A 24,449-nucleotide genomic window follows, 5' to 3' on the forward strand; every position below is an offset into this window, starting at 1 on the left:
CACGAAGAACTGCTGCACCGCAACGGGAATTGGGGCATCGACCGACTCACTGTCTGCCCGCAGGAAACCAGAAGCACGGCATACATACTTGACGATGACTTCTGGTCGAGTATCTTCTAGCCATGCAGCCCATCAGCTCTCCCAGACTTTGGTGAGGTCTTCCATGACACTGAGGCTCAACGAGGTGACAACGGGGTATCGTAGCGGTTGGCGACTGGGGCCGATCAGCGCCGCTTTCGACACTGGTGTGACTGCACTTGTGGGCCCGAATGGGGCAGGTAAGACGACATTGTTGTCGATTCTCGCCGGGATCCGAAAGCCGCAAAGCGGGATGGTGAACGCCAGCGGTCAGGATCTTTCGGGTCCACGCCAGTGGGATGCCTACCGAAGAGCGCTGGGAATCGTCACCCAGAACCCGCAATGGCCGGGGCGCTGGGCTGTTCGGGATTTCCTACGCCTCAACTCGGTGATGTACTGCGTGCCGCGATCACGGGTCAACGGACTCATCGACGCAGCAGCCGAGATGACCGGTACCTCCCAATTCCTGGAACGCACGATGGGTACCTTGTCCGGCGGACAACGCCAGCGGGTATTCCTCGCCGCAGCCCTGGTGCACGACCCATCTGTCGTCATCCTTGACGAGCCAACCGTCGGGCTGGATCCCGCCGAACGGGCCAGCTTTCGTGAGCACATCGTCGCGCTGGGCCGAGAACGGGTTGTCATCGTCTCCACGCACCTCATGGATGACGTCGCCCTGACCGCGGACATGGTGATGATCATGGATGATGGCCACATGACCTGGCGCGGCAACGTTGGTGATCTTGAGGATCTCGCCATGCCAGACGCCAGTGCACGCATCTCGCCAGCCGAGGCCGGATATCTCAGCGTCATGCGGGCCAGGCAGTCCTCCTCCAGTGCCGGGCGGGTGCGCCCATGAAATCGGTACATCGTACTGGCGCAACAATCGGTGGCGTTCTCGCAGCGATCTGGACAGTCATCTGGGTTGGGCAACTGTTCTATCCCGGTACCACAGCTTCGACAGCGGAGATGACTGCTGACATCTCCATCTCAACAATCCTGCTCACCCCGATCTCCTTGGCTCTGGGGAGCGCATGGGGAACTTATCTGGTGCGGTCACACGTCTGGGAGCAGATGCGGATCCGACCGGGACATGGAATGATTTACATCATATCTCATGTCCTTGTACACATTTCCATTCCGACACTTGCCTCGATCGGCGTGATGTATGCATTGTCTGCACTCATTGCTCCCCGCTCTGGAATGAATGCATGTGAATTACCGTCAGCATTGCTGACCTGGCTCGCTCTTTTGGCGATGATTGGTACGGGAACAACCTTCGGTATTTTTGTGCCTCACTACGTCTGCGCAGCCTTGATCGGTGTATCTGCTTATGCGGTTCCTGCCGCTTGGCCGCCAGCCACAGATGCATGGAATTTCATGTCCGCCGGAGACTTTGGACACATATCCACCCTCTCGGTGAGAGCCTGCGTACTATGGGCTGCAACCTTTGTCCTCACTGTTCTCACGAGCTTCCTCCTCGTGGGGATCGTCAGCTGGCTGCCAACGATGGGCACTGCTCGCTTGGTTGCGAAGATCGCAATCTGTCTCGTTCTGTCAACAGCTTGTGGGGTGAGCGGCTGGCAAGCGATGAGAGCCTCGGACCTCACCACGTCCACCGATCCAGCATTGTGGCGCTGTGAGAAGCTGTCCGCGGCCGACGCCATCATCTGCCTGCCCCACGACCTCGACGCCTACTGGGACACGTACCATTCCGGGTTGGAGAACGTCACGGCGGAGCTCGCCACCTCCATGTCTGCTCGTCATGAGACTTGGGAGCCACTGCTCATCACCACCGACGAGCACATGGCTGAGCGCCACCCACATCGCCACATCGTGACGCTCCAGACCATCCCTGACTCGGCTGCAGAGGAATGGAGCAGTTCCATGGCCGGTGAGATGACGAGCACCATCGGAAGATTCACCCCGGACAAGCACGTCGACCAACAGTGGTGCGATGTGAATCTCCTGACCTTCCAGGACACCGTCATGACGGTGTGGAATGGTCAGACCGTCCCCACCGACGAGTTCGACTCCCTTGCTCGAAAGACCATGCGCTGCCATGAGTGAGACCAGCAGCACATCAGCGCGCTCATCTGGCCTTGTTGCAAGGGCGTTCCTGTTCACACGTACCCGGCCCCTGATCGCCATCGCCCTGCATCTGGTGGCGTGTGTCGTCACGGCTGGTGCTGCGAAGGACTTCCTCCTCGGTGCCTCATTGCGGGATGCAGCAGTGGCACAGGCCATCATGGCCTCGTGCATCCCGGGGATCATCGCTGCCCAGTGTGTGCAACCGGCCAGCCGAGATCGTGAGCTGGGCTGGCCACACCGTGCCACCGGAAGGTTGCGGCTCGCTCTGGCCTTGTGGCTCGTCCTGCTGCCCGTGGCGTGCCGAGTCATCACCTCGCTCCACGGTTCCTCGTGGTTGGTCACCATGCTCTACTGCCGCAACGTACTGCTCCTTACCGCGGTCTCCCTGCTCAGCGCGCAGGTGCTGCCCGGGTCAGCCGCCTGGGCACCGTCAACCATCTACAGCTTGGCCTGCTGGTTCCTGGGCACGATGGACCTCGCTGGCACGGCTGAACCGTGGGCCCTGGTCAACATGCCCTACTGGCACCGATCGACACTCGTCCTCACCGCCCTTCTCACGGTTGCAGCACTCGTCCTTGCTCGTCATCGCTGCCCCAGAGGTTGATCATGGCTGAGGGCTACGACTGACGTCCGCTGCACGCGGGGACCGCATGCTCGACTCGATGAAGGAGCGACACGAGCCCCGGGCGCATCCTCAAGACGTCACGGCTCAGGACGCGAGACCGAACCTGCCGAGCCGAATCACCGGGACCCAGAGCCGGAAGGGCGTGATCCCCCGAGACGTCGAGGATCGGTGGCCCCGGAAGATCAGTGCTCCATCGCGGCAGGAATCGTCGCGGCCCAGGCCTCGCGAACCTCGTCCAGATCGACGGTGCACAGCCCCTGGATCTCGATCTTGTCGGTGGCGACGACCTCGCCCACTCGGTTGACCGGCACGTCGTTGTCATGGCAGAGCTCGACGAAACGGCCATAGCTGGCGGCGGGCAGTGAGACAACGGCACGAGCCGGGCTCTCGGAGAACAGCTCAACGGTAGGCTCACCCTCCAAGGTGAGCGAGACGCCGTGGTCGCCGTACAGGCACGACTCCACCAGTCCCTGGGCGAGGCCACCCTCGGACAGGTCGTGTGCCGAGGAGAGCAACCCCTCCTGCGCCGCAGCGGCCATCACCGTGGCCAGAGCCTTCTCGGCGGCAAGGTTCGGCATCGGAGGCATTCCGCCGAGATGGCCGTCGTGCAGGACGTCCTCCCACACCGAGCCACCCAGCTCGCATGTAGTCTCACCGAGCACGAGCACTGCATCGCCCGTGTGCCTGAATCCCGCACGAATACGAGTGTGCACGTCGTCGATGACGCCCAGCACACCCACCAACGGGTTGGGCCGGATGGACTCATCGCCAGTACGGTTGTGCAGGCTGACGTTGCCGCCGGTGACCGGAACCTCGAGTTCCCGGCAGCCGTCCAGCAGCCCCAGGATCGCCTCGGAGAACTGCCACATGACCGCTGGGTCCAGCGGGGAACCGAAGTTGAGGCAGTCGGTGATCGCCATCGGGGAGGCACCGCTCACGGCGACGTTGCGGTATGCCTCCGAAAGTGCCAGCTGAGCCCCCAGGTACGGGTTGAGCAGGCTGTAGCGTCCGTTGGAGTCCAGTGACAGGGCGATACCCAGGTTGGTGCTCTCGTCGACGCGGATCATGCCGGCGTCCTCGGGCTGGGCGAGCACGGTGTTGCCACGCACGAACCGGTCGTACTGGTTGGTGATCCAAGACCGGTCGCACAGGGCCGGGGAGGCGGCCAAGGCTGTGATGGCCTGGGAAATCGCCGCACCGGAGTTGTCACGCGGCAGGGTGTTCGCGTCGTTGGCGTTGACCCCGTCGATCCAGTCGGGGCGGGCCGTGGGCATGTGAAGCTCCGGGCCGTCGTGGGCGACGGTGTGCGGGTCGACGTCGACGATTCGCTCGCCGTGCCAGTCGATGAACAGCCGGTCGGAGTCGGTGACCTCGCCGATGACGGTGGCCTGCACCTCCCACCGGGCACAGATCTCCATGAACCGGTCGATGTTGGCCGGTGTGACGATGGCCATCATCCGCTCCTGGGACTCGCTCATGAGGATCTCCTCGGGGGCGAGGTTCGGGTCACGAAGCGGGACGCGGTCCAGCTCGACGTGCATGCCGCCGTCCCCGGCGCTGGCGAGCTCACTGGTGGCACACGAGATCCCGGCGGCACCGAAGTCCTGCAGGGCCTCGCAGACCCCGGCGTTGAACAGCTCCAGGGTGCACTCGATGAGCAGCTTCTCCATGAAGGGGTCGCCGACCTGCACGCTGGGACGTTTGGACTCCCCCTCCGTGGCGAACGAGTCGGAGGCCAGGATGGATGCGCCACCGATGCCGTCGCCACCGGTCGCAGCTCCGAAGAGGACGACGAGGTTGCCCGCTCCCGACGCCTTGGCGAACTGCAGGTCCTCGTGACGCAGCACACCGACGCACAGGGCGTTGACGAGTGGGTTTCCGTAGTAGGTGGGGTCGAAGAGGGTCTGACCGCCGATGGTCGGCAGACCCAGGCAGTTGCCGTAGTCGGCGATGCCGGACACCACTCCGGGCAGCACCCGCGCCGTGTCGGGAGCGTCCAGGGCCCCGAAGGCCAGGGCGTTCATGACGCCGATCGGGCGGGCACCCATCGCCATGATGTCGCGCACGATGCCACCCACACCGGTGGCCGCGCCCTGGTGGGGTTCGACGTAGGAGGGGTGATTGTGTGACTCAGCCTTGAAGGTGACGGCCAGACCGTTGCCGATGTCGACCACGCCGGCATTGTCACCGATACCGGCCAGCAGCGGGCCACGCGGGGTCTGCTGGGGCAGCGCGGCGAACTTCTTGAGGTAGATCTTCGACGACTTGTACGAGCAGTGCTCGGACCACATCACCGAGTACATCGCCAACTCGCCACCGGTGGGACGGCGGCCCAAGATCTCACGGATACGGGTGTACTCGTCACCGGTGAGACCAAGTTCCTGCCAAGGTTGAGCTTCGTCAGGAGTTGCGACGGCGTTATCCACTGTGTCTACCACGGATCAAATCTATCGAAAATTGACGTCAATGGCACAAGGCAGGGTGCTTTTTCGACGCATTCATGCACGGGGAAGAATCAGATGTCACACCGAGCCGGCGTGGGGACAACGCCTCAGCTCGTCAGTTCCCCCGCAATGTTGACACCAATCCACTGCGCCAACTCACCACCCCGCAACCCCTGGGAGATGAGGAAACAGATCTTGGCATAGGCTGCCTCCACCGTCATGTCCCGTGCACCAACGGCCCCCACCTCGGCCAGCTCACGACCGGCGGCATACCTGTTGGGGTCGACGTCGGCCTGGTAGCACTGGGAGGCGACGACGACCGGTACCCCGGCAGCGATGGTGCGCTCCAGCACTGTGATGAGCCCCGGTTCCTCAGTGGGCACATTGCCCACCCCGAAGGCGCGCAGCAACACTGCCTGGGGCAGCGGACGCAGCATGGACGTCAACCGGTCGACCCCCATGCCGGGCACCATGGAGAACACCGGGACGTCACAGCGTCGGTACGGTGCAGGGCGGCCGGAACCCGACTCACCCCAACCCTGCCCGGACTGTGGGGTACGCAGCCACTGCCACGTGGGGCTCTGCCGAGCCAGCAGGGGGACGTTCGGAGACGTGAAGGCCCGCAGGTCGTACGAGGAGGCTTTCGTCACCCGAGCACCGTCGAGGAGCTCGTGGTCGAAGAAGACGGCCACCGAGTGCAGCCTCCCACTGCTGGCAGCCTCGAGCGCCCCCATGACGTTGGCATCGGCATCGGAGTTCGGGGTACCCAGCGGAAACTGCGATCCCGTGACGACGACCGGCCGGTCGAGGTCGGTGAGGGCGTAGGACAGGGCCGCCGAGGTGTAGGCCATGGTGTCGGTGCCGTGCAGGACGACGAACCCGTCGGACTCGTCGTCCCGGCGAATCTGGTCTGTGATGCGCTGCCACAGCAGTGGAGTGACGTTCGAGGAGTCGACGAGCGGCTCCATGGTGGTGACGACCACCTGTCCAGCCAGATCGGTGCCTGCCAGCAGGTCGGTGAGCCAACCCTGCAGATCAGCCCCGGGGGCCAGTCCCTGGGGAGTCTCCACCATGCCGATCGTGCCACCTGTGTACAGCACCGAGATACGCATCTGGCTTCCTCACCTCTCGCCGTGGTCCGCGGAATCGTTGGCGTCGTCGAGCTCGTCATCGAGGAATTCGTCGAGCAGATCGCCACGAATACGATTGCGCACGGCGAACCATCCAATCACCATGAGGACGCATACCCCGAGGAACAGGAAGATCGTCGGGCGACCCACCTCGGGCTCGAACCACATGGCGATGATCGTGCACAGCAGGACGAGGATCGTCACGACATTGGCCACCGGAGCACCGCGCAGCTGGAAGGACGGCCGGGTGGTCTCTCCCTTGCGGGCCTTGAGCACGAAGACCATGTGGGAGGCGAGGATCGAGATCCACGTACCAGCGATGCCGATCGCCGCCAGGTTCATGACGACCTCGAAGGCCTTCGACGGGTACAGGTAGTTGATGAACACCCCGATGAGACCCAGCGAGGCGGTGATGGCGATACCGCCGGCGGGGACTCCGTGCCTGTTGAGCTTGGCGGCAACCTTGGGAGCCTCACCGGCGACCGCCAGGGAACGCAGCGTGCGTCCGGTGGCGTACAGGCCAGCATTGAGCGAGGACAGTGCTGCGGTGAGCACGACGATCTGCATGATGTCGCCGGCGTAGGGCACACCGATCCCCGCGAAGAAGGTGACGAACGGCGACTCGGTGGACGAGTAGGCGGTCCACGGCAGGACGAGGGTCATGAGGACGATCGAGCCGACGTAGAACACGAAGATACGCAGGATCATTGAGTTGACGGCCTTGGGAAGCACCTTGCGGGCCTCCTCGGCCTCACCGGCAGCCACACCGACCATCTCGGTGCCACCGAAGGCGAAGATGACGCCCAGGGACAGCGTCAGCATCGGGGCCACGCCCTTGGGGAACCAGCCACCGTGCTGGGAGATGTTGGAGAATCCGGCATGGGAGTTGCCCACGGCGTGACCGGTGACGACGGCCCAGATCGCCACCACCATGAAGAGGAGGATGGCCGTCACCTTGATGGCGGCGAACCAGAACTCGGCCTCGCCGAAGAGTTTCACCGAGACCATGTTGATGGAGAAGACGATGACCAGGGCGATCGTGGCCAGCACCCACTGCGGCACCGGCTGGAAGAACGTCCAGAAGTGCAGGTAGAGGGCGACGGCAGTGATGTCGGCCATGACGGTGGTGGCCCAGTCGATGAAGAACAACCACCCGGTGACGTAGGCCCCCTTCTCGCCCATGAACTCACGTGCATATGACACGAATGCGCCCGATGAGGGGCGATGCATGGACAGTTCCCCCATGGCACGCACCATGACGAAGGCGAACAGGCCACAGATGGCGTAGGAGAACGCCAGAGCTGGTCCTCCGAGGGCCAGGCGACCGCCGGTGCCCAGGAACAGCCCGGTCCCGATCGAGCCACCCAGGGCAATCATCTGGATGTGGCGATTCTTCAGCCCCTTGTGATAACCCTCGTCAGCCGCGTCGACGAGATGGGTGCCAGTGTGCCTGTTCGGCTGTGGTGCATCCACCATGATCTCCTTTCACCGGTCACGAGCCGCACTGGTGCACCGGTACATTTGAGTAGACACTACGGCGAATCCCCTGGGAACGAAAAATCCACCAGCCCCCTGCCGACCTGCTGGTTCTGCCGCAGGACGGCAGGACCTGGCATGACGGTGACCGTGAATCATCCCCATCCGGAGCCGTCATCGGCCTCCATCGTCATCACTCGACGCAGGGCCCATCACTTCATGCCGAGTCATTGTCCGAGATCGGCACCATACCTTCCTCGCGACAGCTTGGACGGCATGATCCCAGGAGGTGTCTGACCTCGGAATGTGTCTGGGCACCTCAGCTGCTGCACGCGGCGTTGAAGGCACGAGCCGTGGCGGCACTGGCAGCCAGGTCACGGCGTTCCCGCACCAAGCGGATCAGCCCACCGGGGGCTTCCGGGTGGTCCTGCAACCATTGCTGAGCCTGCTCGGCATTGGTTTCCGGATCATCGGAGGGGAACAGACCAACAACCAGACGAGTCGCCATCTCGATGGGGAACTGCTCCCAGATCCGCTGCAGATCGTCGAAATAGCCGGAGTCGAGGTCGCAGAACAGGTCTGCGCCCAGTGGCTTGCGCAGTCCGGCGATGACGGCGTCGACGTGTTCGTTGGTGAGTTCGCCGGGAGTCATGAGTCGGCGCCACATGTCGCGGACGTAACCGTTGTCACGACGTGCTGTCATGGCACACAGGTGGGAGTTGACGCCGTTCTTGGTGTGGTCGCGATCAAGTTCGGCATCCAGCTCCCCCTCGCTGGCCTGCCCCACGGCCGCCAGGGCGATCCAGCCGTCCCAGCGCAGATCGGGACCCATCCTCAACCCGTCGGGCAGCGTGGACCCATCCACCATGGCACGGACCCGTGCTGCACTGGCCGGATCCCCAGCGGCAACGACGAGGGCATGACGGGCCCAGACGATCTGGACGTCGGAACCGGCTTCGGCTGCATCAAGTTCCCGCCATGCCAGCTCGGCCAGTTCATGGCGGGCATGTGGCACGGCCTGTTGAGGCAGGTAGCTGGACACGGCCTGGCGCGCCTGGCCGAGGACCTGACCGAGGATGGCAGGATCGGTCTCCTTGCCGGCATGGCTGGCCACGGCCTTGAGATAGCTGTCAACCGACAGCTTGGCATCGCGCACGGCGTTCCACAACACGGACCACAGCAGGGCACGGGCCAACGGCTCGTCCAGATCGGAGAGATGGTCCAGGGCGACATCGGTACCGCCCTCGTCCAGCCGGACCTTGGCGTAGGAGAAGTCCTCGTCATTGATGAGCACGAGGTCGGGAACACGATGGCCGGTGACCGCCTTGACGGGGGTCCGTGGACTGGTGATGTCCACCTCGACGAGTTCGCTACGGGTGAGCACGTCGTCATTGAGGTTGTACAGTCCCACTGCCAAGGTGTGCGGACGATTGGCGGGTTGCCCGGTGCGGGCATCCACCGAGTCCCGCACGATGGTGAGATCGGTGATCCGACCGTCGTCGACGTGCAATTCGGGCAGTACGGTGTCCAGACCCGAGGTGCGCAGCCAAGCGTCGCTCCAGTCACTCAAGTCCCGACCCGACGACCTCTCCAGGTGGCGCAGCAGATCGTCGAGGGTTGCCGAGCCGTAGGCCAGTTCGCGGAAGTAGCTGCGTGCCCCACCGAAGAACTTCTCCACCCCGACGTGGTGCACCAACTGTTTGAGCACCGCTGCGCCCTTGGCGTAGGTGATGCCGTCAAAGTTCTGACTGGCGGCGTCCAGATCCGTGATGTCAGCATTGATCGGATGGGTGGTGGAGAGCTGATCGGCGGTGTAGGCCCATGCCTTGCGTCCCACCGCAAAGCTCACCCAGGCGTCGGTGAACTCGGTGGCTGCCTGGCTGGCATGAGCACCCATGTACTCGGCGAAGGACTCCTTGAGCCAGTTGTCGTCCCACCACTTGGGGGTGACGAGGTCTCCGAACCACATGTGGGCCATCTCGTGCAGGATCGTGTTGGCACGCTGGGAGAGTTGGGCCCGGGTCGGTTTCTCACGAAACAGGTACCGCTCGGTGAAGGTGACACATCCCGGGTTCTCCATGGCTCCGAGGTTGTACTCCGGCACGAAGATCTGGTCGTACTTGCCCCACGGGTAGGGGTAGTGGAATGCCCAGTGGTAGAACTCCAGCCCCTTGCGGGTGATGTGGAAGATGTCCTGATCGTCCAGGTACTGTTCCATCGACGCGCGGCACAGCAGGCCCAGCTCGATGGTCTCTGCCCCGTCCGAGGAGGTCCACGAGCTCGTGCGTCGCACATAGGGTCCTGCGGCGATGGCCGTGAGGTAGGAGGCCATGCGCGGGGTGAGGCGGAAGTCGTGCAGGACGCTGTCATCGTCCAGGGTCTCGGAGTCGTCGTGCACCTGGTTGCCGATGACCCTCCAGTTCTCAGGGGCGATGACGTCGACGTCGAAGTGTGCCTTGAGATCGGGCTGTTCGAAGACGGCGTAGGCGTGCCGGGAATCGGCAGGTTCGAAATGCGTGTAAAGGTAGGTGTTGCCGTCGGCGGGATCGACGAAACGGTGCAGTCCTCGCCCGGAGTGGGAGTACGGCAGGCTCGCCGTGACCTGGACGACGTTCTTGCCCCGATTCAGCCCGCGCAGCATGACACGAGCCCCGTCGTACTCGACCGGAACCGGCTGGTCATTGATGACGACGGACTCGACCTCGGCGTCGAGCAGGTCCAGGAAGGTCTCGGTGACCTGTGACTTGAACCGCACCTTGGTGGTGCTGCGGAACCGGCTGGTGTGCGGATCGGTAGCCTGCCGGATGTCCAGGGTGACGTGGTAACGATGGACGGCGATGTTCTCGCTGCGGTGACGGGCCTCGTCGCGGGTCAGATTCTTCGTACTCACACCACCAGAGTATGGCAGTGGCGCGTGCCATGAGCATCCAGACCGAGCAGCTCCTCTGGATGAAGCTGTACCTCGAACCGATCAGGGTGTCTCATGTCCGCTGTTGACGGGTACGAGCCGGCGGGCAAGGGCAGCCGTGTCAGGGTAGGTCATCCAGCGATTCCTTTGGACAATCGACCTGTTGGACCATCACCCCATGGGCCACGTCGTAAACCCGACACGCAACCGAGTGTGCCGATTTGCCCCCGTCAGGTGGCAGAAGAGAGCCTGACTCCACACGGACGTAGAAGTCGACACGCAACCGGGTCCCCTCACGACTACGCACCACCCAATGGCCACCAAGAGAGATGTCTATCGGCCTGGTCTCGTTAAACCACACCTGCGCGGCGTCCGCACGCTCAGCCGGGGAGGCAAGCCCCCGCGAGTCCAACTCTTTGCGCAGCGCACGGGGCACGGCAACGTCGGCGCTATCCGCTGCTTGCACATCCGCCTCAGATTGGATCGTGCTGCAACCCGCCCCGCCGAAACAGAGCAACACACACGAAGTCATGACGGCCCCGAACCGAGGACCCCTCATCGGCGCCCCCTCAGTTCTCGCCGAGCAACCGCACACCGCTCCGGCAGATACGCATCTATGGTACCAGCACCCCTGGCACATCCACATCGCACAGTCACGATTGCGACTAAGACGCGAAGTTCTAACAAGAAAGGCAGGGCGTCATCACTGCGCTTGGTGAGGAGCTTGCCGAGTCAACCGATGGTGATCAAACGCTGTCCCTCGAACCAATCGGATGTCTCATCTTCACTGTTGACGAGTACGAACCGGCGACCAAGAAAGCAGCATCACGGCAACTCAGCCAACGATTCCTGGGGGCAGTCAACCTGCTGGACGGTCACCCCATGGGCCACGTCGTAAACCCGACACGCGACCGAGGATGCCGATTTGCCCCCGTCAGGTGGCAACAGAGAGCCTGACTCCATATGCCTGTATAAGTCGACACGAAACCGGGTCCCGTCACGACTACGCACAACCCACCGGTCGACGACGTTAACATCCGGCGGGTTGGTCTCGTTGAACCATGTCTGCGCGGCGTCCGCACGTTCAGCCGGGGAGGTGAGCCCATGCGAGTCCAGCTCCTTGCGCAGCGCATGGGGCAGGTCGTAGTCAGCTCGCCCAGCAACATCCTCATCCGTCTCAGACTGGATCGTGCTGCAACCCGCCACACCGAAGCAGAACAGCACACACGCAGTCATGATGGCCCCGAACCGAAGACCCCTCATCGACGCCCCCTCAGTTCTCGCCGAGCAACCGCACGCCGCCCCGGCAGATACGCGTGTATGGTACCAGCACCTCGTCAACAGGCAGCCTCGTTGGTTTGCCCGACGCCCTCGTCACTGCGAGCCAGGACTTCGAGCCTGAGTGACATCGCCGCAGAAGGTGGAAAGCCTGGGATGCCGTATCAGACGCTGCCTCGAATCTGCCTCATAATCTTGAACCCATGAGTGATGTCGTGCGCAGTGAGTCCCCCTTCCTGGCTGTTGACGCCGGGCAATCCAGCACCCGAGTCCGCTGCGAGCCTGGCCCATGGGGGCCAGGGTGGATGGTCACCTCATCCGGTGTACGTACTGCTCTCCCCCTCACCCCGCAATTTGCGACCGTCATGGCGGACGTCGTGGCGGCGCACCCCGAAGTCACCGGTTCCCACTGCACGGTGGCCATCGGGTCATCGGGAGCCCGCGACGACGAAGACCCCGTTCCAGTTCTTGCGGCCCTCAAGCCCTATGGAGTCGGTCGAGTGCTGCTGGCCCACGACTCCATCACCTCCTACCTCGGCGCCCTGGGCGATCAGCTGGGTGTCGTCACGGCAGCTGGCACCGGAGTCATCACCTTCGCCGTCGGATTCGCTGCGGTGGCCCGAGTGGATGGTTGGGGATGGCTCCTGGGCGATGACGGTTCGGCCTTCTGGTTGGGACGCGAGGGGATGCGCGCCGTGTTGCGCGCCCATGACGGACGAGGCCCCGCCACAGTCCTCTCCGAGACCATCGGTGCCCAGTTCGACGACATCGAGCAGGCCTACCTGCAGCTGCACGCCGACCCGAACAAGGTGGCACGTGTCGCGAGCTGGGCAGCCCAGGTGAGCTTGGCGGCCGAAGCGGGAGACGAGGTGTCGGTTGCGATCTGTCGCCAGGCCGGCGCACAGCTCGCCTGCTCCACGGCCACCGGCCTGCGCCGCGTGGGGCTTGGGGACGAGGACTCCCCCGTCGCCCTGCTGGGTGGGGTCATGCGCTCGACGCTCATCCGCAAGGCTCTCGAAATCGAGCTGGAACGGCTGGCACCACGGGCACGGATCGTCGAGCCGATCGGGGAGGGGCTGGACGGAGCTGCTGCACTGCCTGCCGTGGATCCACGGTCTGCACTGGGTCGGCGTGTCAGCAGGGCAGACGTCAGCTGAGCCGCGCGATCATCGACACGCAGGCATCCCGACACGCAAGGACGTTGGTCAGGCCACCAGCGACTTCGGTCGAGCGATGTCCGTCCGCGACGACCTCACCAGGAGACCGTGCACCCAGATGGTCGGCGTCACGCGGACTGGGCAGCCAAGAACTTCTGCACCGAGGCGAAGAAGGCCAGACCGTCCACCGAGCCGCCGGTGAGCATCTCCACCGAGTGCTCCGGGTGCGGCATGAGACCCACGACGTTGCCTGCGGCATTGGTGACACCGGCAATGTCGTGCACAGAACCATTGGGATTGTCCCGGTACCGGAAGACCACCTGATGGTTCTCCTCGATCTGGGCAAGGGTCTCGGCATCGACGACGTAGTTGCCCTCACCGTGCTTGGCCGCGATGTGCAGGCCCCGTCCGGCCGTCATGTCACAGGTCCACACCGTGTCGTTACTGGCAACGATGAGCTCGGAAACCGTGCAGTGGAACCGGCGCTGCTCATTGCGCATGAGGGTGCCGGGCAGCAGGTGTGCCTCACACAGCACCTGGAAGCCGTTGCAGATGCCCAGCACCGGCATTCCCGCGGCGGCAGCCTTCTTGATCTCGCCGACCACCGGGGACAGGGCGGCGATGGCACCAGCCCTCAGGTAGTCGCCGTAGGAGAACCCGCCGGGCAGGATGACGGCGTCCACACCGTGCAGGTCTGCGTCGGCGTGCCACAGACTCACGGGCTCGGCCCCGGCGATGCGCACGGCGCGAACGGCATCCTGGTCGTCAAGGGTGCCGGGAAAGGTGACGACTCCGATCCTCGGTGCCATGATCACTGCTCCACGTGGATGTCGTAGGACTCGATGACGGTGTTGGCGAGCATCTCCTCGGCGACGGTACGCACCTCGTCAAGCCGATTCTCGACACCCTCACCAGTGATCTCGAATCGCTTGCCCTGACGCACGGTCAGCCCCTCGTGACCCTGACGTCCCAGGGCACCCGTGATGGCCTTTCCCTGCGGGTCCAGGATCTCGGGCTTGGGCATGACGTCCACCACAACACGTGTCATGTCACCGATCCTATCGGTTTGTGGGCTGCGCGGCGCACTCCCCGTCGTTGCGCCGCGGGAACCCTCGACGTCGGTCAGCGTGGATGCGTCACCGAGCGGGTCCTCCACCCCGGCCAGCCGGGACCAGGCCTCGACGTACTTGGCGCGAGTGGCGGCCACGACGTCATCGGGCAGTCGAGGAGGCTCCTGGCCGGAGAACGAGCTCCACCCCGACGGGCCGGTGAGCCAGTCACGGACGTACTGCTTGTCGAATGACTTGTTGGCACCTCCGGGGGCCCAGGTCGATCCCTCCCAGAACCGTGAGGAGTCTGGGGTGAGCACCTCGTCGGCCAGGACGATGGTTCCGTCGGCGCGGCGTCCGAACTCCACCTTGGTGTCGGCGAGAATGATGCCGCGGTCACGGGCCAGCCCCTCGGCCCGGGTGTAGATGGCTATGGACAGGTCGCGCAGCTGTTCGGCGGCGTCGGCCCCGACGATGGCGACCAGATGGGCGAAGTCGATGTTCTCGTCGTGCTCGCCGTACTCGGCCTTGGTGGCCGGGGTGAAGATCGGTTCGGGGAGCTTGGAGCCATCCTGCAGCCCTTCGGGCAGGCTGATACCGCACACCGTGCCACTGTGCTGATACTCCTTCCATCCCGAACCGGTGAGGTAGCCGCGCACGACGCACTCGACCGGGAACATGTCAAGCTCCTCGACGACCATCGCGCGGCCCTGCACGACCGGTGGCACGTCGGTGGAGACGAGATGGTTGGGCACGATGTCGGAGAGCTGATCGAACCACCACAGCGAGATCCCGGTGAGCACCTTGCCCTTGTCGGGAATCTCGGGGCTGAGGATGTGGTCGTAGGCGCTGATGCGATCCGTGGCGACCATGAGCAGCCGCCCCGGCTCGGGAAGGCGGTACAGACGGCGCACCTTTCCTTCGGCGATGAGAGGCAGATCGAGGGCATCGACAGAAGTGGCCATGGTCGAATCATGCCACGTTTCACCCCGTCACGTTTCAATCTCTCACTGGGGACGCCGAACCACCAGGTCGCGAGCATCACCGGAGATCAACGGTTCCAGGGCACTTCGACAGGTTCGTTCTTCGCCGCCGTGAGCGCCCACCACCTCTGCACAGAACCATCCGTGCTGCTGCGCAGAACCATGCTGCTCGTACGGATCACCGGCACGAACCCATCACGCGTGTCGCCACGGTGGTCTGGGACGACTGACCACGGATCACCGGCACGAGAGCGGCGTCATCGACACGGTCCCATGGTTTTCATCCATAGTTTTCATCTATGAGTTTTGCCGACGTGATAGATTTTCTCATAGTCGCCAGTCCCCAACGACAAGGAGAACCGATGAGTCTCATCAACAGCCAGATCCTCCCCTTCCACGCCAACGCCTTCCGCGACGGCGAACTCGTCGAGGTGAGCCAGGACGACATCGCCGGCAAGTGGGCGATCTTCTTCTTCTACCCCGGTGACTTCACCTTCGTCTGCCCCACCGAGCTGGCCGACCTCGCCGAGCACTACGAGGAGCTGCAGAAGATGGGTGTCGAGGTGTTCTCGGTGTCCACCGACTCCCACTTCGTCCACAAGGCCTGGCACGACACCTCCAAGGACGTCTCCACGGTGCAGTACACGATGATCGGCGATCCGGCCCTCACCCTCACCCGCAACTTCGACGTGGAGCGGGTCGGTGCCGGTCAGGCCGATCGCGCCACCTTCCTCGTCGACCCCGACGGCATCATCCAGTTCTACGAACTCACCGCCGAGGGCATCGGCCGCAATGCCACCGAACTGGTGCGCAAGGTCAAGGCCGCCCAGCACGTCCGCAACAATCCCGGACAGGTGTGCCCGGCCCATTGGGACGAGGGTGACGACACCCTGGCCCCGTCCATCGACCTCATCGGCAAGATCTGATCCTCCTCACACCTCATCTCGTGGGCCCGTCGCAACGTCGATGGGCCCACGCCATCTCAAGATCTGCCATCCCTGCCTCACCCGACCCCCTCGCCACCGGAGTTCCCATGCTCGACGCCAACCTCACCACCCAACTGCGCAGCTACCTGACGATGCTCACCACGGACGTGACGCTCGTCCCGTCCCCCTACACCGGCGACGACTCGACCCGCGTCGAGAAGTCTCGTCAGATGGACGAGCTGCTCGCCGAGATCGCCGCCCTGTCGGACGCAGTGAGCGTGGCAGACCCGGTGGCGAGCCAGTACGAGCCGTCCTTCGCCGTGACCCGCCCGGGCACCGACATCGGCGTACGGTTCGCCGGCCTGCCGATGGGCCACGAGTTCACCTCACTCGTGCTCGCCCTGCTGCAGGTGGGAGGCCACGAGATCAAGGAGGACGAGGCCCTCAAGAAGGCCGTCACCACGGTCGAGGGGCATCATGAGTTCGTCACCTACATGTCACTGAGCTGCGTCAACTGCCCCACCGTCGTGCAGGCCCTCAACGCCATGAGCGTGCTCAACCCCAACATCAGACACACGGCGGTGGAGGGATCGACCTTCCGCGACGAGGTGGCGGCCAAGGGTGTGCAGTCGGTGCCGACGATCTTCCTGGACGGCGAGGAGTGGGGCTCGGGTCGGATGACCATGACCGAGATCCTCGAGAAGCTGGACGCCGAGGCGGCATCCGGTGCCCACGAGGACCTCTCCCAACGTGACCCCTACGACGTCCTCGTCGTGGGTGCCGGCCCGGCCGGGGCCGCTGCCGGCGTCTATGCGGCACGCAAGGGGATCCGCACCGCCGTGGTGGGCGAGCGCGTCGGAGGGCAGGTGCTCGACACCGACACCATCGACAACCTCGTCTCGGTACCGCACACCACCGGAAGCGAGCTGGCCGCCTCACTGAACGCCCACATGGCCGACTACGAACTCGACCTCCTCGAACACCAGCACGCCACGGGTCTCACACCCGGTGAGGATGGTGTCACCGTCCACCTCACCGACGGAAACCTGCGCTCGCGAGCCGTCATCCTCGCCACCGGTGCCCGCTGGCGTCATCTGGGAGTTCCCGGTGAGGAGGAGTACCGCACCAGGGGAGTCACCTACTGCCCGCACTGTGACGGTCCACTGTTCCGGGGAAAGAGGGTCGCGGTGATTGGCGGGGGAAATTCCGGTGTCGAGGCTGCCCTCGACCTGGCCGGCGTCGTCGAGCACGTCACCGTCATCGAATTCCTCGACGAACTCAAGGCCGACGAGGTGCTGCTCACCGCCCTGGGCAAGCTCGACAACGTCGACGCCATCACCGGTGCCGCCACCACGAGCATCGACGGGGACGGCACCACAGTCACCGGGCTCAGCTACACCGATCGCGCCAGTGGGCAGGACCACTCCATCGACGTGTCCGGGGTCTTCGTCCAGATCGGGTTGCTGCCCAACACCGAGTGGTTGTCGCAAGCCGTGGAACTCAACGATCGTGGCGAGATCGTCATCGACGAGCGGTGCCGCACCTCGGTTCCGGGGATCTTCGCCGCCGGGGACTGCACCACCCAGGCATACAAGCAGATCATCATCTCGATGGGATCGGGAGCGACGGCCAGTTTGGCGGCCTTCGACCACCTCATCCGCAGCCAGGCCTGAACCTATGAATCTGCGCGAGCTGGAGTATCTTGTCGCCCTGGCAGACATTGGCCACTTCGGTCAGGCTGCCCAGGCGTGCGGGGTGAGCCAACCCACCTTGTCTGCCCAGATTCGTCGTCTGGAGGACGATCTGGGTGTGGGCCTCGTTGCTCGTGGCCGACGAGCCGAACTCACTGCGGCTGGGGTGCGGGTGACCGAACTGGCTCGTCAGATGCTGGCGCTGTCCGACGACATTCACGCCGCGGCGCGCGAATGCGCAGGTCAGCCCGCTCCCCCGTTGCGGGTGGGGGTCTTCCCCACCCTTGCTCCCTACCTGGCCGGTCCACTGCTGCGTGGGATCGCCGCACAGCAGCCCGATCTGCAGATCGTCATCGTCGAACAACCGACCAATGACCTCCTCACCATGCTCGAGCAGCGTGCCGTGGACGTGGCCCTCATCGCCACCCCGGTGACTCCGATGCTCAGCCGGATACCGCTGTTCCGGGAGGATTTCCTCCTGGCCGTACCGGCAAGTGACCCCCTGGCTGGCACCACACCGATACATCCCCTGGCCCTGCGTGGCAGAGACCTGCTCCTCATGAGCGAAGGACACTGCCTGCGCGACCAGGCCTTGGACGTCTGCGCCGAATCAGGGGCAGGGCATCGCCTCGACATGGCAGCCTCGTCGATCGGCACCCTGCTCGAGCTGGTGGCTGCCGGCTCCGGACCGACGATCCTGCCCAGGATGGCCATCCCACCACAGAGAGACGCCCGGCTGTGCCTACGGGAATTCGTGACACCTCGCCCACACCGTGACATCGCACTGGTGGCCCGCCCCACGGTCGTCCTGCGTCCACAGGTGCAGCAGCTCGTTGACGTCTGCCGCCACCTGCCCACCGACGAGGTCGTGACCCTGGAGGAGTGAGCGGACGAGCGATGTGCGCCGAGTCACTACCCCGCACATCACGTCCCAGGGACAGTGCCAGCGGCGCTTGAGGTCACAGCACCAGGCCAGGGTGGTAGGCAGCGGCTTCGGGGAAGTCGCCGGCAATGTCAGCCACCTTGGCCAGCAGCGCCTCCACCTGGTCCTCGGCGGCCCCGGTGAGTTCCATGGGTGAACTCACGAGATCATGCAGCTGCCGAGCGGTGAGCGGGATACGCTCGTCGGCCCCGAGCCGCTCGTAGAGGTCGTTGTCCACCTGGCCCGTCTCGCGCATGTCCAGGGCCACGGCGACAGCGTGTTCCTTGATCACCTCGTGAGCCTCCTCCCGGCCCACACCGGCACGCACACAGGCCATGAGGACCTTCGTCGTCGTGAGGAACGGCAGGTAACGATGTAGTTCGGCGTCGATGACGGCCGGGAACGCCCCGAACTCGGCCAGGATGGTGAGGAACGTCTCGAACATGCCGTCAACGGCGTAGAAGGCGTCCGGCAGGGCGACACGCCGCACCACCGAGCAGGAGACATCCCCCTCGTTCCACTGGGTACCGGCCAGCCCCTCAGCCATGGTGAGGTAACCGCGCAGCACGATGAGGAAACCATTGACACGCTCACACGACCGGGCGTTCATCTTGTGTGGCATGGCGGACGAGCCGACCTGGCCGGGTTTGAATCCCTCGGTGACAAGCTCGTTGCCTGCCATGAGCCGGATCGTCGTGGCGAGGTCGGAGGGGGCACAGGCGATCTGCACCAGGGTGGAGACGACCTCGAAGTCGAGGGAGCGGGGATAGACCTGCCCGGTGGAGATGAGCACGTCGTTGAAGCCGAGCTGGTCTGCGACCCGGCGCTCCAGCTCGTCGAGCTTGTCGGTGTCGCCGTCGAGCAGGTCGAGCATGTCCTGACTGGTCCCCATCGGCCCCTTGATGCCGCGGGCAGGGTAGCGGTCAATGAGCTCGTTGACGTGCCGCCAGGCAAAGAGCATCTCGTCGATGGCGGTGGCGAATCGCTTGCCCAGGGTCGTCACCTGGGCGGGGACGTTGTGGGAGCGCCCTGTCATGGGACGCTGGGAGTAGCGGCGGGCGAGGTTGGCCATCCCGACCAGGCAGGTCACCATGCGTTCGCGCACCAGGCGCAGTGAGTCCAGCACCTGGGCCTGCTCGATGTTCTCGGTGAGGTCGCGGCTCGTCATGCCCTTGTGGACGTGCTCATGGCCTGCCAGGGCGTTGAACTCCTCGATACGGGCCTTGACGTCGTGACGCAGCACGGCCTCGCGCTCGGCGATGGAGTCGAGGTCGACGTCCTCGACGACCGCCCGGTAGTCGGCGATCACCGTGGCGGGGTCCTCACCACCGAATCCGACACCGAGCTCCGCCTGTGCCTCCATGATCGTGATCCACAACCGGCGTTCAGCGATGATCTTGTTCTCCTGGCCCCAGATCGCACGCATCTGTGAGGAGGCATAGCGGTTGGCCAGGACGTTGGGTGCGCTCATGAAATCTCCTTGTCGACTGAGGGGTCAGTTGGTTGACGGGGTGTTCCGGTACGACGGTTCCTCGGGTGTCGCCATCGCATGCCTGGGGGCCTCGTGCGACGAGTTGCCACTGGCCAGACCGGCGACAGCCTCCTGCTCGGCGGCAGCGGCAGCGATGTCATCACGGTGGAACCCGCCGTCGAGCTGAATCTCCGAGATGTTCTGGTAGGCCTCCTGACGTGCCCCCGCCAGGGTCTCGCCATGCCCCAGAACGACGAGGACCCGGCCTCCCGAGGCAACGAGCTGGTCACCGTCCAGCCGAGTTCCGGCATGCAGGACATCGGCGTCCTGGCTCGTCAGACCCGTGATCGGGCGGCCGGTGATCGGCGCGGACGGGTATCCCTGCGAAGCCAGGACGACGCCCACCGCATACTCGGGGCGAAACCGCAGGCCGTCAATCGTCGACAGGTCTGCCTGGGCCGCTGCCAGCATGATGCTCGCCAGCGGCGATTCGAGCAGGCTCAGCAGGGGCTCGGTCTCCGGGTCGCCGAACCGCACGTTGAACTCGACGACCTTGGGGCCGGTACTCGTCAAGGCCAGGCCGACGTACAGCAGACCGATGAAGGGGGTTCCCTGGGCCTGCATCTGCGCCAAGGTGGGCATGATGATCTGCTGGCTCACCTGGTCCACGAGATCGTGCGGCGCCCAGGGCAGCGGGGTGTAGGCCCCCATGCCACCGGTGTTGGGGCCGGTGCCGTCGTTGCCGACCCGTTTGAAGTCCTGGGCCGGCTGCATCGGCAGGGCACGCTCCCCATCGCAGATGGCGAACAGGCTCACCTCGGGTCCGTCGAGGAACTCCTCGATGACAACCTCGTGACCTGCCTCCAGGCAGTGCTGCGCATGGTCAAGGGCTTGATCCCGATCCTCGGTGACGACGACTCCCTTGCCGCCGGCGAGCCCGTCATCCTTGACGACGTGTGGAGCCCCGAAATCATCCAGCGCATTGGCCACCTGGTCCAGGTCGGTGCAGACGCAGGACGCAGCAGTCGGCACTCCGGCGTCGGCCATGACCTGCTTGGCGAAGGCCTTGGATCCCTCCAGACGAGCAGCAGCAGCGCTGGGACCGAAACACGGGATCCCGGCTGCACGCAGGGCATCTGCCACGCCAGCGACCAGCGGGGCTTCCGGGCCGACGACGACGAGGTCGGCCTCGATGGAGCGCGCCAGGCCGACGACGGCGGGCAGATCGGTCGGACTGACATCGTGATTGACGGCGAACGAGGCAGTCCCGGGGTTGCCGGGAGCCACGTGCACCTGCCCCACCTGGGGATCGCGGGAGCATGCCAGGGCAAGCGCATGTTCGCGCCCGCCCGAGCCGAGAACGAGAACTGTCATCTGAGCCACGGGTCAAGACTACGGGGTCGAGCTCGATTCCTCCTCCTGCGTCCACGGCCGAGGATCGCGCACTGCGGCGAATCAGCCCTCCTGACGCCAGAATCCCCTGGTGACCGTGCTCAGTCGATGAGGCTGTTCACGGCCACGGACTGCTCACGTCCCGGCCCCACGCCAATGCCGGAGATCCGGCACCCGATGAGCTCCTCCAGACGCTCGACGTAGCGGCGGCAGGCGGTGGGCAGATCGTCCAGACGGCGGGCACCAGTGATGTCCTCGGTCCAACCGGGCAGGTACTCATACACCGGTTTGGCGTGATGGAACTGCGACTGGGTGGTGGGCATGACGTCGGTGCGCTCACCGTCGATCTCGTAACCCACACACACCGGGATCTTCTCGATGCCGGTGAGCACGTCGAGTTTGGTGAGGAAGACGTCGGTGGCGGAGTTGACGTTCACCGCCTGCTCGACGACCACGGCGTCGAACCAGCCGCACCGACGTGGCCGGCCGGTGGTGGCCCCGAACTCACCGCCAGCCTGTCGCAGTGCCTCACCACTCTCGTCGAGCAACTCGGTGGGGAACGGCCCCTGACCCACGCGGGTGGTGTAGGCCTTGGCGATGCCGATGACCCGGTCGATGCGGGTCGGTCCGACGCCGGTGCCGGTACACGCACCGCCGGCGATCGGACTGGATGAGGTGACGTAGGGGTAGGTGCCGAAGTCGATGTCCAGGTGATGGGCCTGGGCCCCCTCGAAGAGGACAACCTTGTCGTCGTCAAGAGCCTTGTTGAGCAGACGCGAAGTGTCGACGACGTGGGGGCGGATCCGCTCGGCGTGGGAGAGCAGCCCGTCGATCACCTGATTGGCGTCAATGGCACGTCGGTTGTAGATCTTCACCAAGGTCTGGTTCTTGCGGCTCAAGGAGGCCTCGACCTTCTGACGCAGGATGGACTCGTCGAAGAGGTCCTGCACACGGATGCCGATCCGGTTGACCTTGTCGGAGTAGGCCGGACCAATTCCGCGTCCGGTGGTACCGATCCTGCGCTTGCCCAGGAATCGCTCAGTGACCCGGTCCATCGTCTGGTGGTAGGGAGTGATGATGTGGGCGTTGGCGCTGATGAGGGGGTGGGGCACCTCGACGCCGCGCCTGCCCAGGGCGTCGAGCTCGTCGTGCATGACGTCCAGGTCGATGACGACGCCATTTCCGAGTACCGCGGTGGAGTTGGGGTTGAGGATTCCAGCGGGCAGCAGGTGCATGACGAAGGTGTCGTCACCCACGACAACGGTGTGTCCGGCGTTGTTGCCCCCGGAGTACCGGACGCAGTAGTCGACTCGCTCGGCTATCTGATCGGTGGCTTTTCCTTTTCCCTCGTCGCCCCACTGGGCTCCCATGACGATGATTCCGGGCATACTCTTTCCATCTCCTCGGACAGCTGGACTGCCGGTGCAACCGGTCCAACTTTACGGCATGAGGGTTTCTCACACCGAGTCTCGTCCGGCAGCTGCACCCGAACGAGCTCCACACGCCCTGCGGCTCCCCCGGTTCTCCGTTGACCTGGATCCGTTGGTCTGGAGGACCACCGACCTTCCGAAGCCAGGGAGAACGCCAAGCCAGGGAGGACTCCCTTGCACCCAATGCAGACCTGAGGCCAATCTCTGGCCACCTCAGGTGCAGGGCAATGCCGCACCGGGAAACCCCTCCACCCCAACCCCGTCTGCCCAACGAAGGAGACGCGTCATGGCCACGCGGTGTCGTCACTCAACCTCGTCTGCCCGTGGTGAGGAGGTGAGGTGCGTCACTGCCCGCCACCACACAGGTGACATCAGGAATCAGCGCGGCTCGGGACGGGGATCTCGAGCAGGCTCAGGCGTGCCCCTTCCAGGCAGAGCCGGCGCGCCAACGGCCCGAAATGCGGGTCGGACTCGTGACCGTCGAAGGCCAGTCGGTGTTCCGAGCGACCATGAGCGTCCCGCACGACCCAGGCGACGGCCCGGGTGAGGGCCTCGTCGGCGTCAGGGGTGTCCCGTCGCACGGACTCGGCACAGACGGTCGACGCCCCCGGATCGTCGAAGACGAAGGCGACGGCGGCTGGTTCCCCGTCGACGAGGGCGACGGCAGTACGATCCAGGTCGAGTTCGCGGGCCTCGGAGGCGATTGCCGCACGCGCCTCGTCCGAGTCGTCTACCGGTGACCACTCCTCGTGGGTCCAGGTGTAGATCTGCGACCACAACAGTTCGACGGTTCCCGGCGCCAGGGTGGAGCCGGCCACGACGTCGTCGACCGAGCCCAACCGGTTGACGACCTTCTCGAAACTGCGCCGCGGCAGCTCCAGGGGCGGGCAGACGGCGTAGGGCCTGGCACCATGTTCCAAGTAGAACTCCTCGACGTCGGAGCCCTCGATGGCCTTGACGGCCAAGGGACGGTCAGACGCCTCGGCAACCTGGTCGAGCAACCGGGTACCGATCTGATGCCCTCGTGAGTTCGGGGCGACCTCCACCTCGACGAATCGACGAGTCCGATGCACGAGCGCCAGCCAGGTGACGGCATACCCGACGATCTCACCACGCCACACGGCGACCCGGCCGACTGAACCAACCATGTCCATCCGCTCGGCGAACGAACCGGGGCTGCCGAATGAGATCTTCGTCACGTCCTGAGGCTGATAGTCGCGAAACTCCACATGCTCGGTCATGGCCCCTCCTCATCCATCGTCATCATCGACGTTCGATACGCCATTGTCCCTCATCTGCGCTCGCCGTGCTGGCCGAGCGTGGCAATCAGCACGGGGAGCACGGATTCTCGATGTGGACAACCCACCCGTGCCGGGCCGCGTCTGGATCCCCGCCGAG

Annotated in this window: 19 protein-coding genes; 7 read left to right on the plus strand and 12 right to left on the minus strand. The window is 64.7% G+C overall.

What is annotated here, in order from left to right:
* Positions 1 to 163 precede the first annotated feature (163 nt).
* The 3 genes from ACP8JZ_RS07880 (at position 164) to ACP8JZ_RS07890 (ending at position 2,773) form a co-directional block, all read left to right on the plus strand.
* Complete coding sequence (locus ACP8JZ_RS07880) at positions 164 to 937, plus strand: ATP-binding cassette domain-containing protein (protein ID WP_484482366.1); 774 nt, start codon at positions 164 to 166, stop codon at positions 935 to 937.
* 110 nt (positions 938 to 1,047) lie between these two features.
* A complete protein-coding gene (locus ACP8JZ_RS07885) occupies positions 1,048 to 2,148 on the plus strand; it encodes a hypothetical protein (protein ID WP_484482367.1) in 1,101 nt (366 codons plus the stop codon).
* Complete coding sequence (locus tag ACP8JZ_RS07890; protein ID WP_484482368.1) at positions 2,141 to 2,773, plus strand: hypothetical protein; 633 nt, start codon at positions 2,141 to 2,143, stop codon at positions 2,771 to 2,773. The genes ACP8JZ_RS07885 and ACP8JZ_RS07890 overlap by 8 nt, the downstream gene beginning before the upstream one ends.
* Positions 2,774 to 2,976: 203 nt before the next feature.
* Here the strand turns inward: ACP8JZ_RS07890 and purL are convergent, their stop codons facing one another.
* From purL to ACP8JZ_RS07920, 6 genes are all read right to left on the minus strand, one after another.
* The gene (gene purL, locus ACP8JZ_RS07895) at positions 2,977 to 5,232 is read right to left on the minus strand and encodes a phosphoribosylformylglycinamidine synthase subunit PurL (protein WP_484482369.1); all 2,256 of its coding nucleotides are present in this window, start codon (positions 5,230 to 5,232) and stop codon (positions 2,977 to 2,979) included.
* 113 nt (positions 5,233 to 5,345) lie between these two features.
* On the minus strand, positions 5,346 to 6,350 hold the full coding sequence (locus ACP8JZ_RS07900) for an asparaginase (protein WP_323464747.1): 1,005 nt from the start codon (positions 6,348 to 6,350) through the stop codon (positions 5,346 to 5,348).
* Between the two features lie 9 nt (positions 6,351 to 6,359).
* On the minus strand, positions 6,360 to 7,844 hold the full coding sequence (locus tag ACP8JZ_RS07905; RefSeq protein ID WP_484482370.1) for an amino acid permease: 1,485 nt from the start codon (positions 7,842 to 7,844) through the stop codon (positions 6,360 to 6,362).
* Positions 7,845 to 8,163: 319 nt separating this feature from the next.
* Entirely contained in the window at positions 8,164 to 10,734 is a 2,571-nt protein-coding gene (pepN, locus tag ACP8JZ_RS07910) for an aminopeptidase N (RefSeq protein ID WP_484482371.1), read from the minus strand.
* A gap of 139 nt (positions 10,735 to 10,873) precedes the next feature.
* A complete protein-coding gene (locus ACP8JZ_RS07915) occupies positions 10,874 to 11,311 on the minus strand; it encodes a hypothetical protein (protein WP_484482372.1) in 438 nt (145 codons plus the stop codon).
* A 266-nt stretch (positions 11,312 to 11,577) separates the two neighbouring features.
* Positions 11,578 to 12,015 carry a hypothetical protein gene (locus tag ACP8JZ_RS07920; RefSeq protein ID WP_306517244.1) on the minus strand — a complete coding sequence of 146 codons (438 nt, stop codon included), beginning with the start codon at positions 12,013 to 12,015 and terminating at the stop codon, positions 11,578 to 11,580.
* Positions 12,016 to 12,233: 218 nt separating this feature from the next.
* On the opposite strand from ACP8JZ_RS07920, the gene ACP8JZ_RS07925 reads away from it, so the two are divergent.
* Complete coding sequence (locus ACP8JZ_RS07925) at positions 12,234 to 13,187, plus strand: N-acetylglucosamine kinase (protein WP_484482373.1); 954 nt, start codon at positions 12,234 to 12,236, stop codon at positions 13,185 to 13,187.
* A 128-nt stretch (positions 13,188 to 13,315) separates the two neighbouring features.
* Here ACP8JZ_RS07925 and purQ read toward each other — a convergent pair whose 3' ends face one another.
* Both purQ and ACP8JZ_RS07935 read right to left on the minus strand, forming a co-directional pair.
* Positions 13,316 to 13,996, minus strand: a complete 681-nt coding sequence (gene purQ / locus ACP8JZ_RS07930) for a phosphoribosylformylglycinamidine synthase subunit PurQ (protein WP_277101415.1) — start codon at positions 13,994 to 13,996, stop codon at positions 13,316 to 13,318.
* A gap of 2 nt (positions 13,997 to 13,998) precedes the next feature.
* Positions 13,999 to 15,201: a phosphoribosylaminoimidazolesuccinocarboxamide synthase gene (locus ACP8JZ_RS07935; protein WP_484482374.1), complete on the minus strand. Its 1,203-nt coding sequence runs from the start codon at positions 15,199 to 15,201 to the stop codon at positions 13,999 to 14,001.
* 380 nt (positions 15,202 to 15,581) lie between these two features.
* On the opposite strand from ACP8JZ_RS07935, the gene ahpC reads away from it, so the two are divergent.
* The 3 genes from ahpC (at position 15,582) to ACP8JZ_RS07950 (ending at position 18,722) form a co-directional block, all read left to right on the plus strand.
* Positions 15,582 to 16,145, plus strand: coding sequence for an alkyl hydroperoxide reductase subunit C (ahpC, locus tag ACP8JZ_RS07940; protein ID WP_021105088.1), 564 nt, complete (start codon positions 15,582 to 15,584; stop codon positions 16,143 to 16,145).
* Positions 16,146 to 16,252: 107 nt separating this feature from the next.
* A complete protein-coding gene (gene ahpF, locus ACP8JZ_RS07945; protein ID WP_484482375.1) occupies positions 16,253 to 17,818 on the plus strand; it encodes an alkyl hydroperoxide reductase subunit F in 1,566 nt (521 codons plus the stop codon).
* A 4-nt stretch (positions 17,819 to 17,822) separates the two neighbouring features.
* Positions 17,823 to 18,722: a LysR substrate-binding domain-containing protein gene (locus ACP8JZ_RS07950; protein WP_484482376.1), complete on the plus strand. Its 900-nt coding sequence runs from the start codon at positions 17,823 to 17,825 to the stop codon at positions 18,720 to 18,722.
* A gap of 73 nt (positions 18,723 to 18,795) precedes the next feature.
* On the opposite strand, the gene purB is transcribed toward ACP8JZ_RS07950, so the two are convergent.
* The 4 genes from purB to ACP8JZ_RS07970 all read right to left on the minus strand — a co-directional run bounded on the left by purB (position 18,796) and on the right by ACP8JZ_RS07970 (position 24,292).
* Entirely contained in the window at positions 18,796 to 20,229 is a 1,434-nt protein-coding gene (gene purB / locus ACP8JZ_RS07955) for an adenylosuccinate lyase (protein ID WP_484482377.1), read from the minus strand.
* Between the two features lie 24 nt (positions 20,230 to 20,253).
* Complete coding sequence (purD, locus tag ACP8JZ_RS07960) at positions 20,254 to 21,603, minus strand: phosphoribosylamine--glycine ligase (protein WP_484482826.1); 1,350 nt, start codon at positions 21,601 to 21,603, stop codon at positions 20,254 to 20,256.
* Between the two features lie 119 nt (positions 21,604 to 21,722).
* Positions 21,723 to 23,009 (minus strand): adenylosuccinate synthase, encoded by a 1,287-nt coding sequence (locus ACP8JZ_RS07965; protein ID WP_484482378.1) that lies wholly within the window; start codon positions 23,007 to 23,009, stop codon positions 21,723 to 21,725.
* A gap of 413 nt (positions 23,010 to 23,422) precedes the next feature.
* Positions 23,423 to 24,292 carry a GNAT family N-acetyltransferase gene (locus tag ACP8JZ_RS07970; protein ID WP_484482379.1) on the minus strand — a complete coding sequence of 290 codons (870 nt, stop codon included), beginning with the start codon at positions 24,290 to 24,292 and terminating at the stop codon, positions 23,423 to 23,425.
* Positions 24,293 to 24,449: the final 157 nt, after the last annotated feature.

The sequence above is a fragment of the Cutibacterium sp. LaCa_286 genome, from assembly GCF_057198075.1.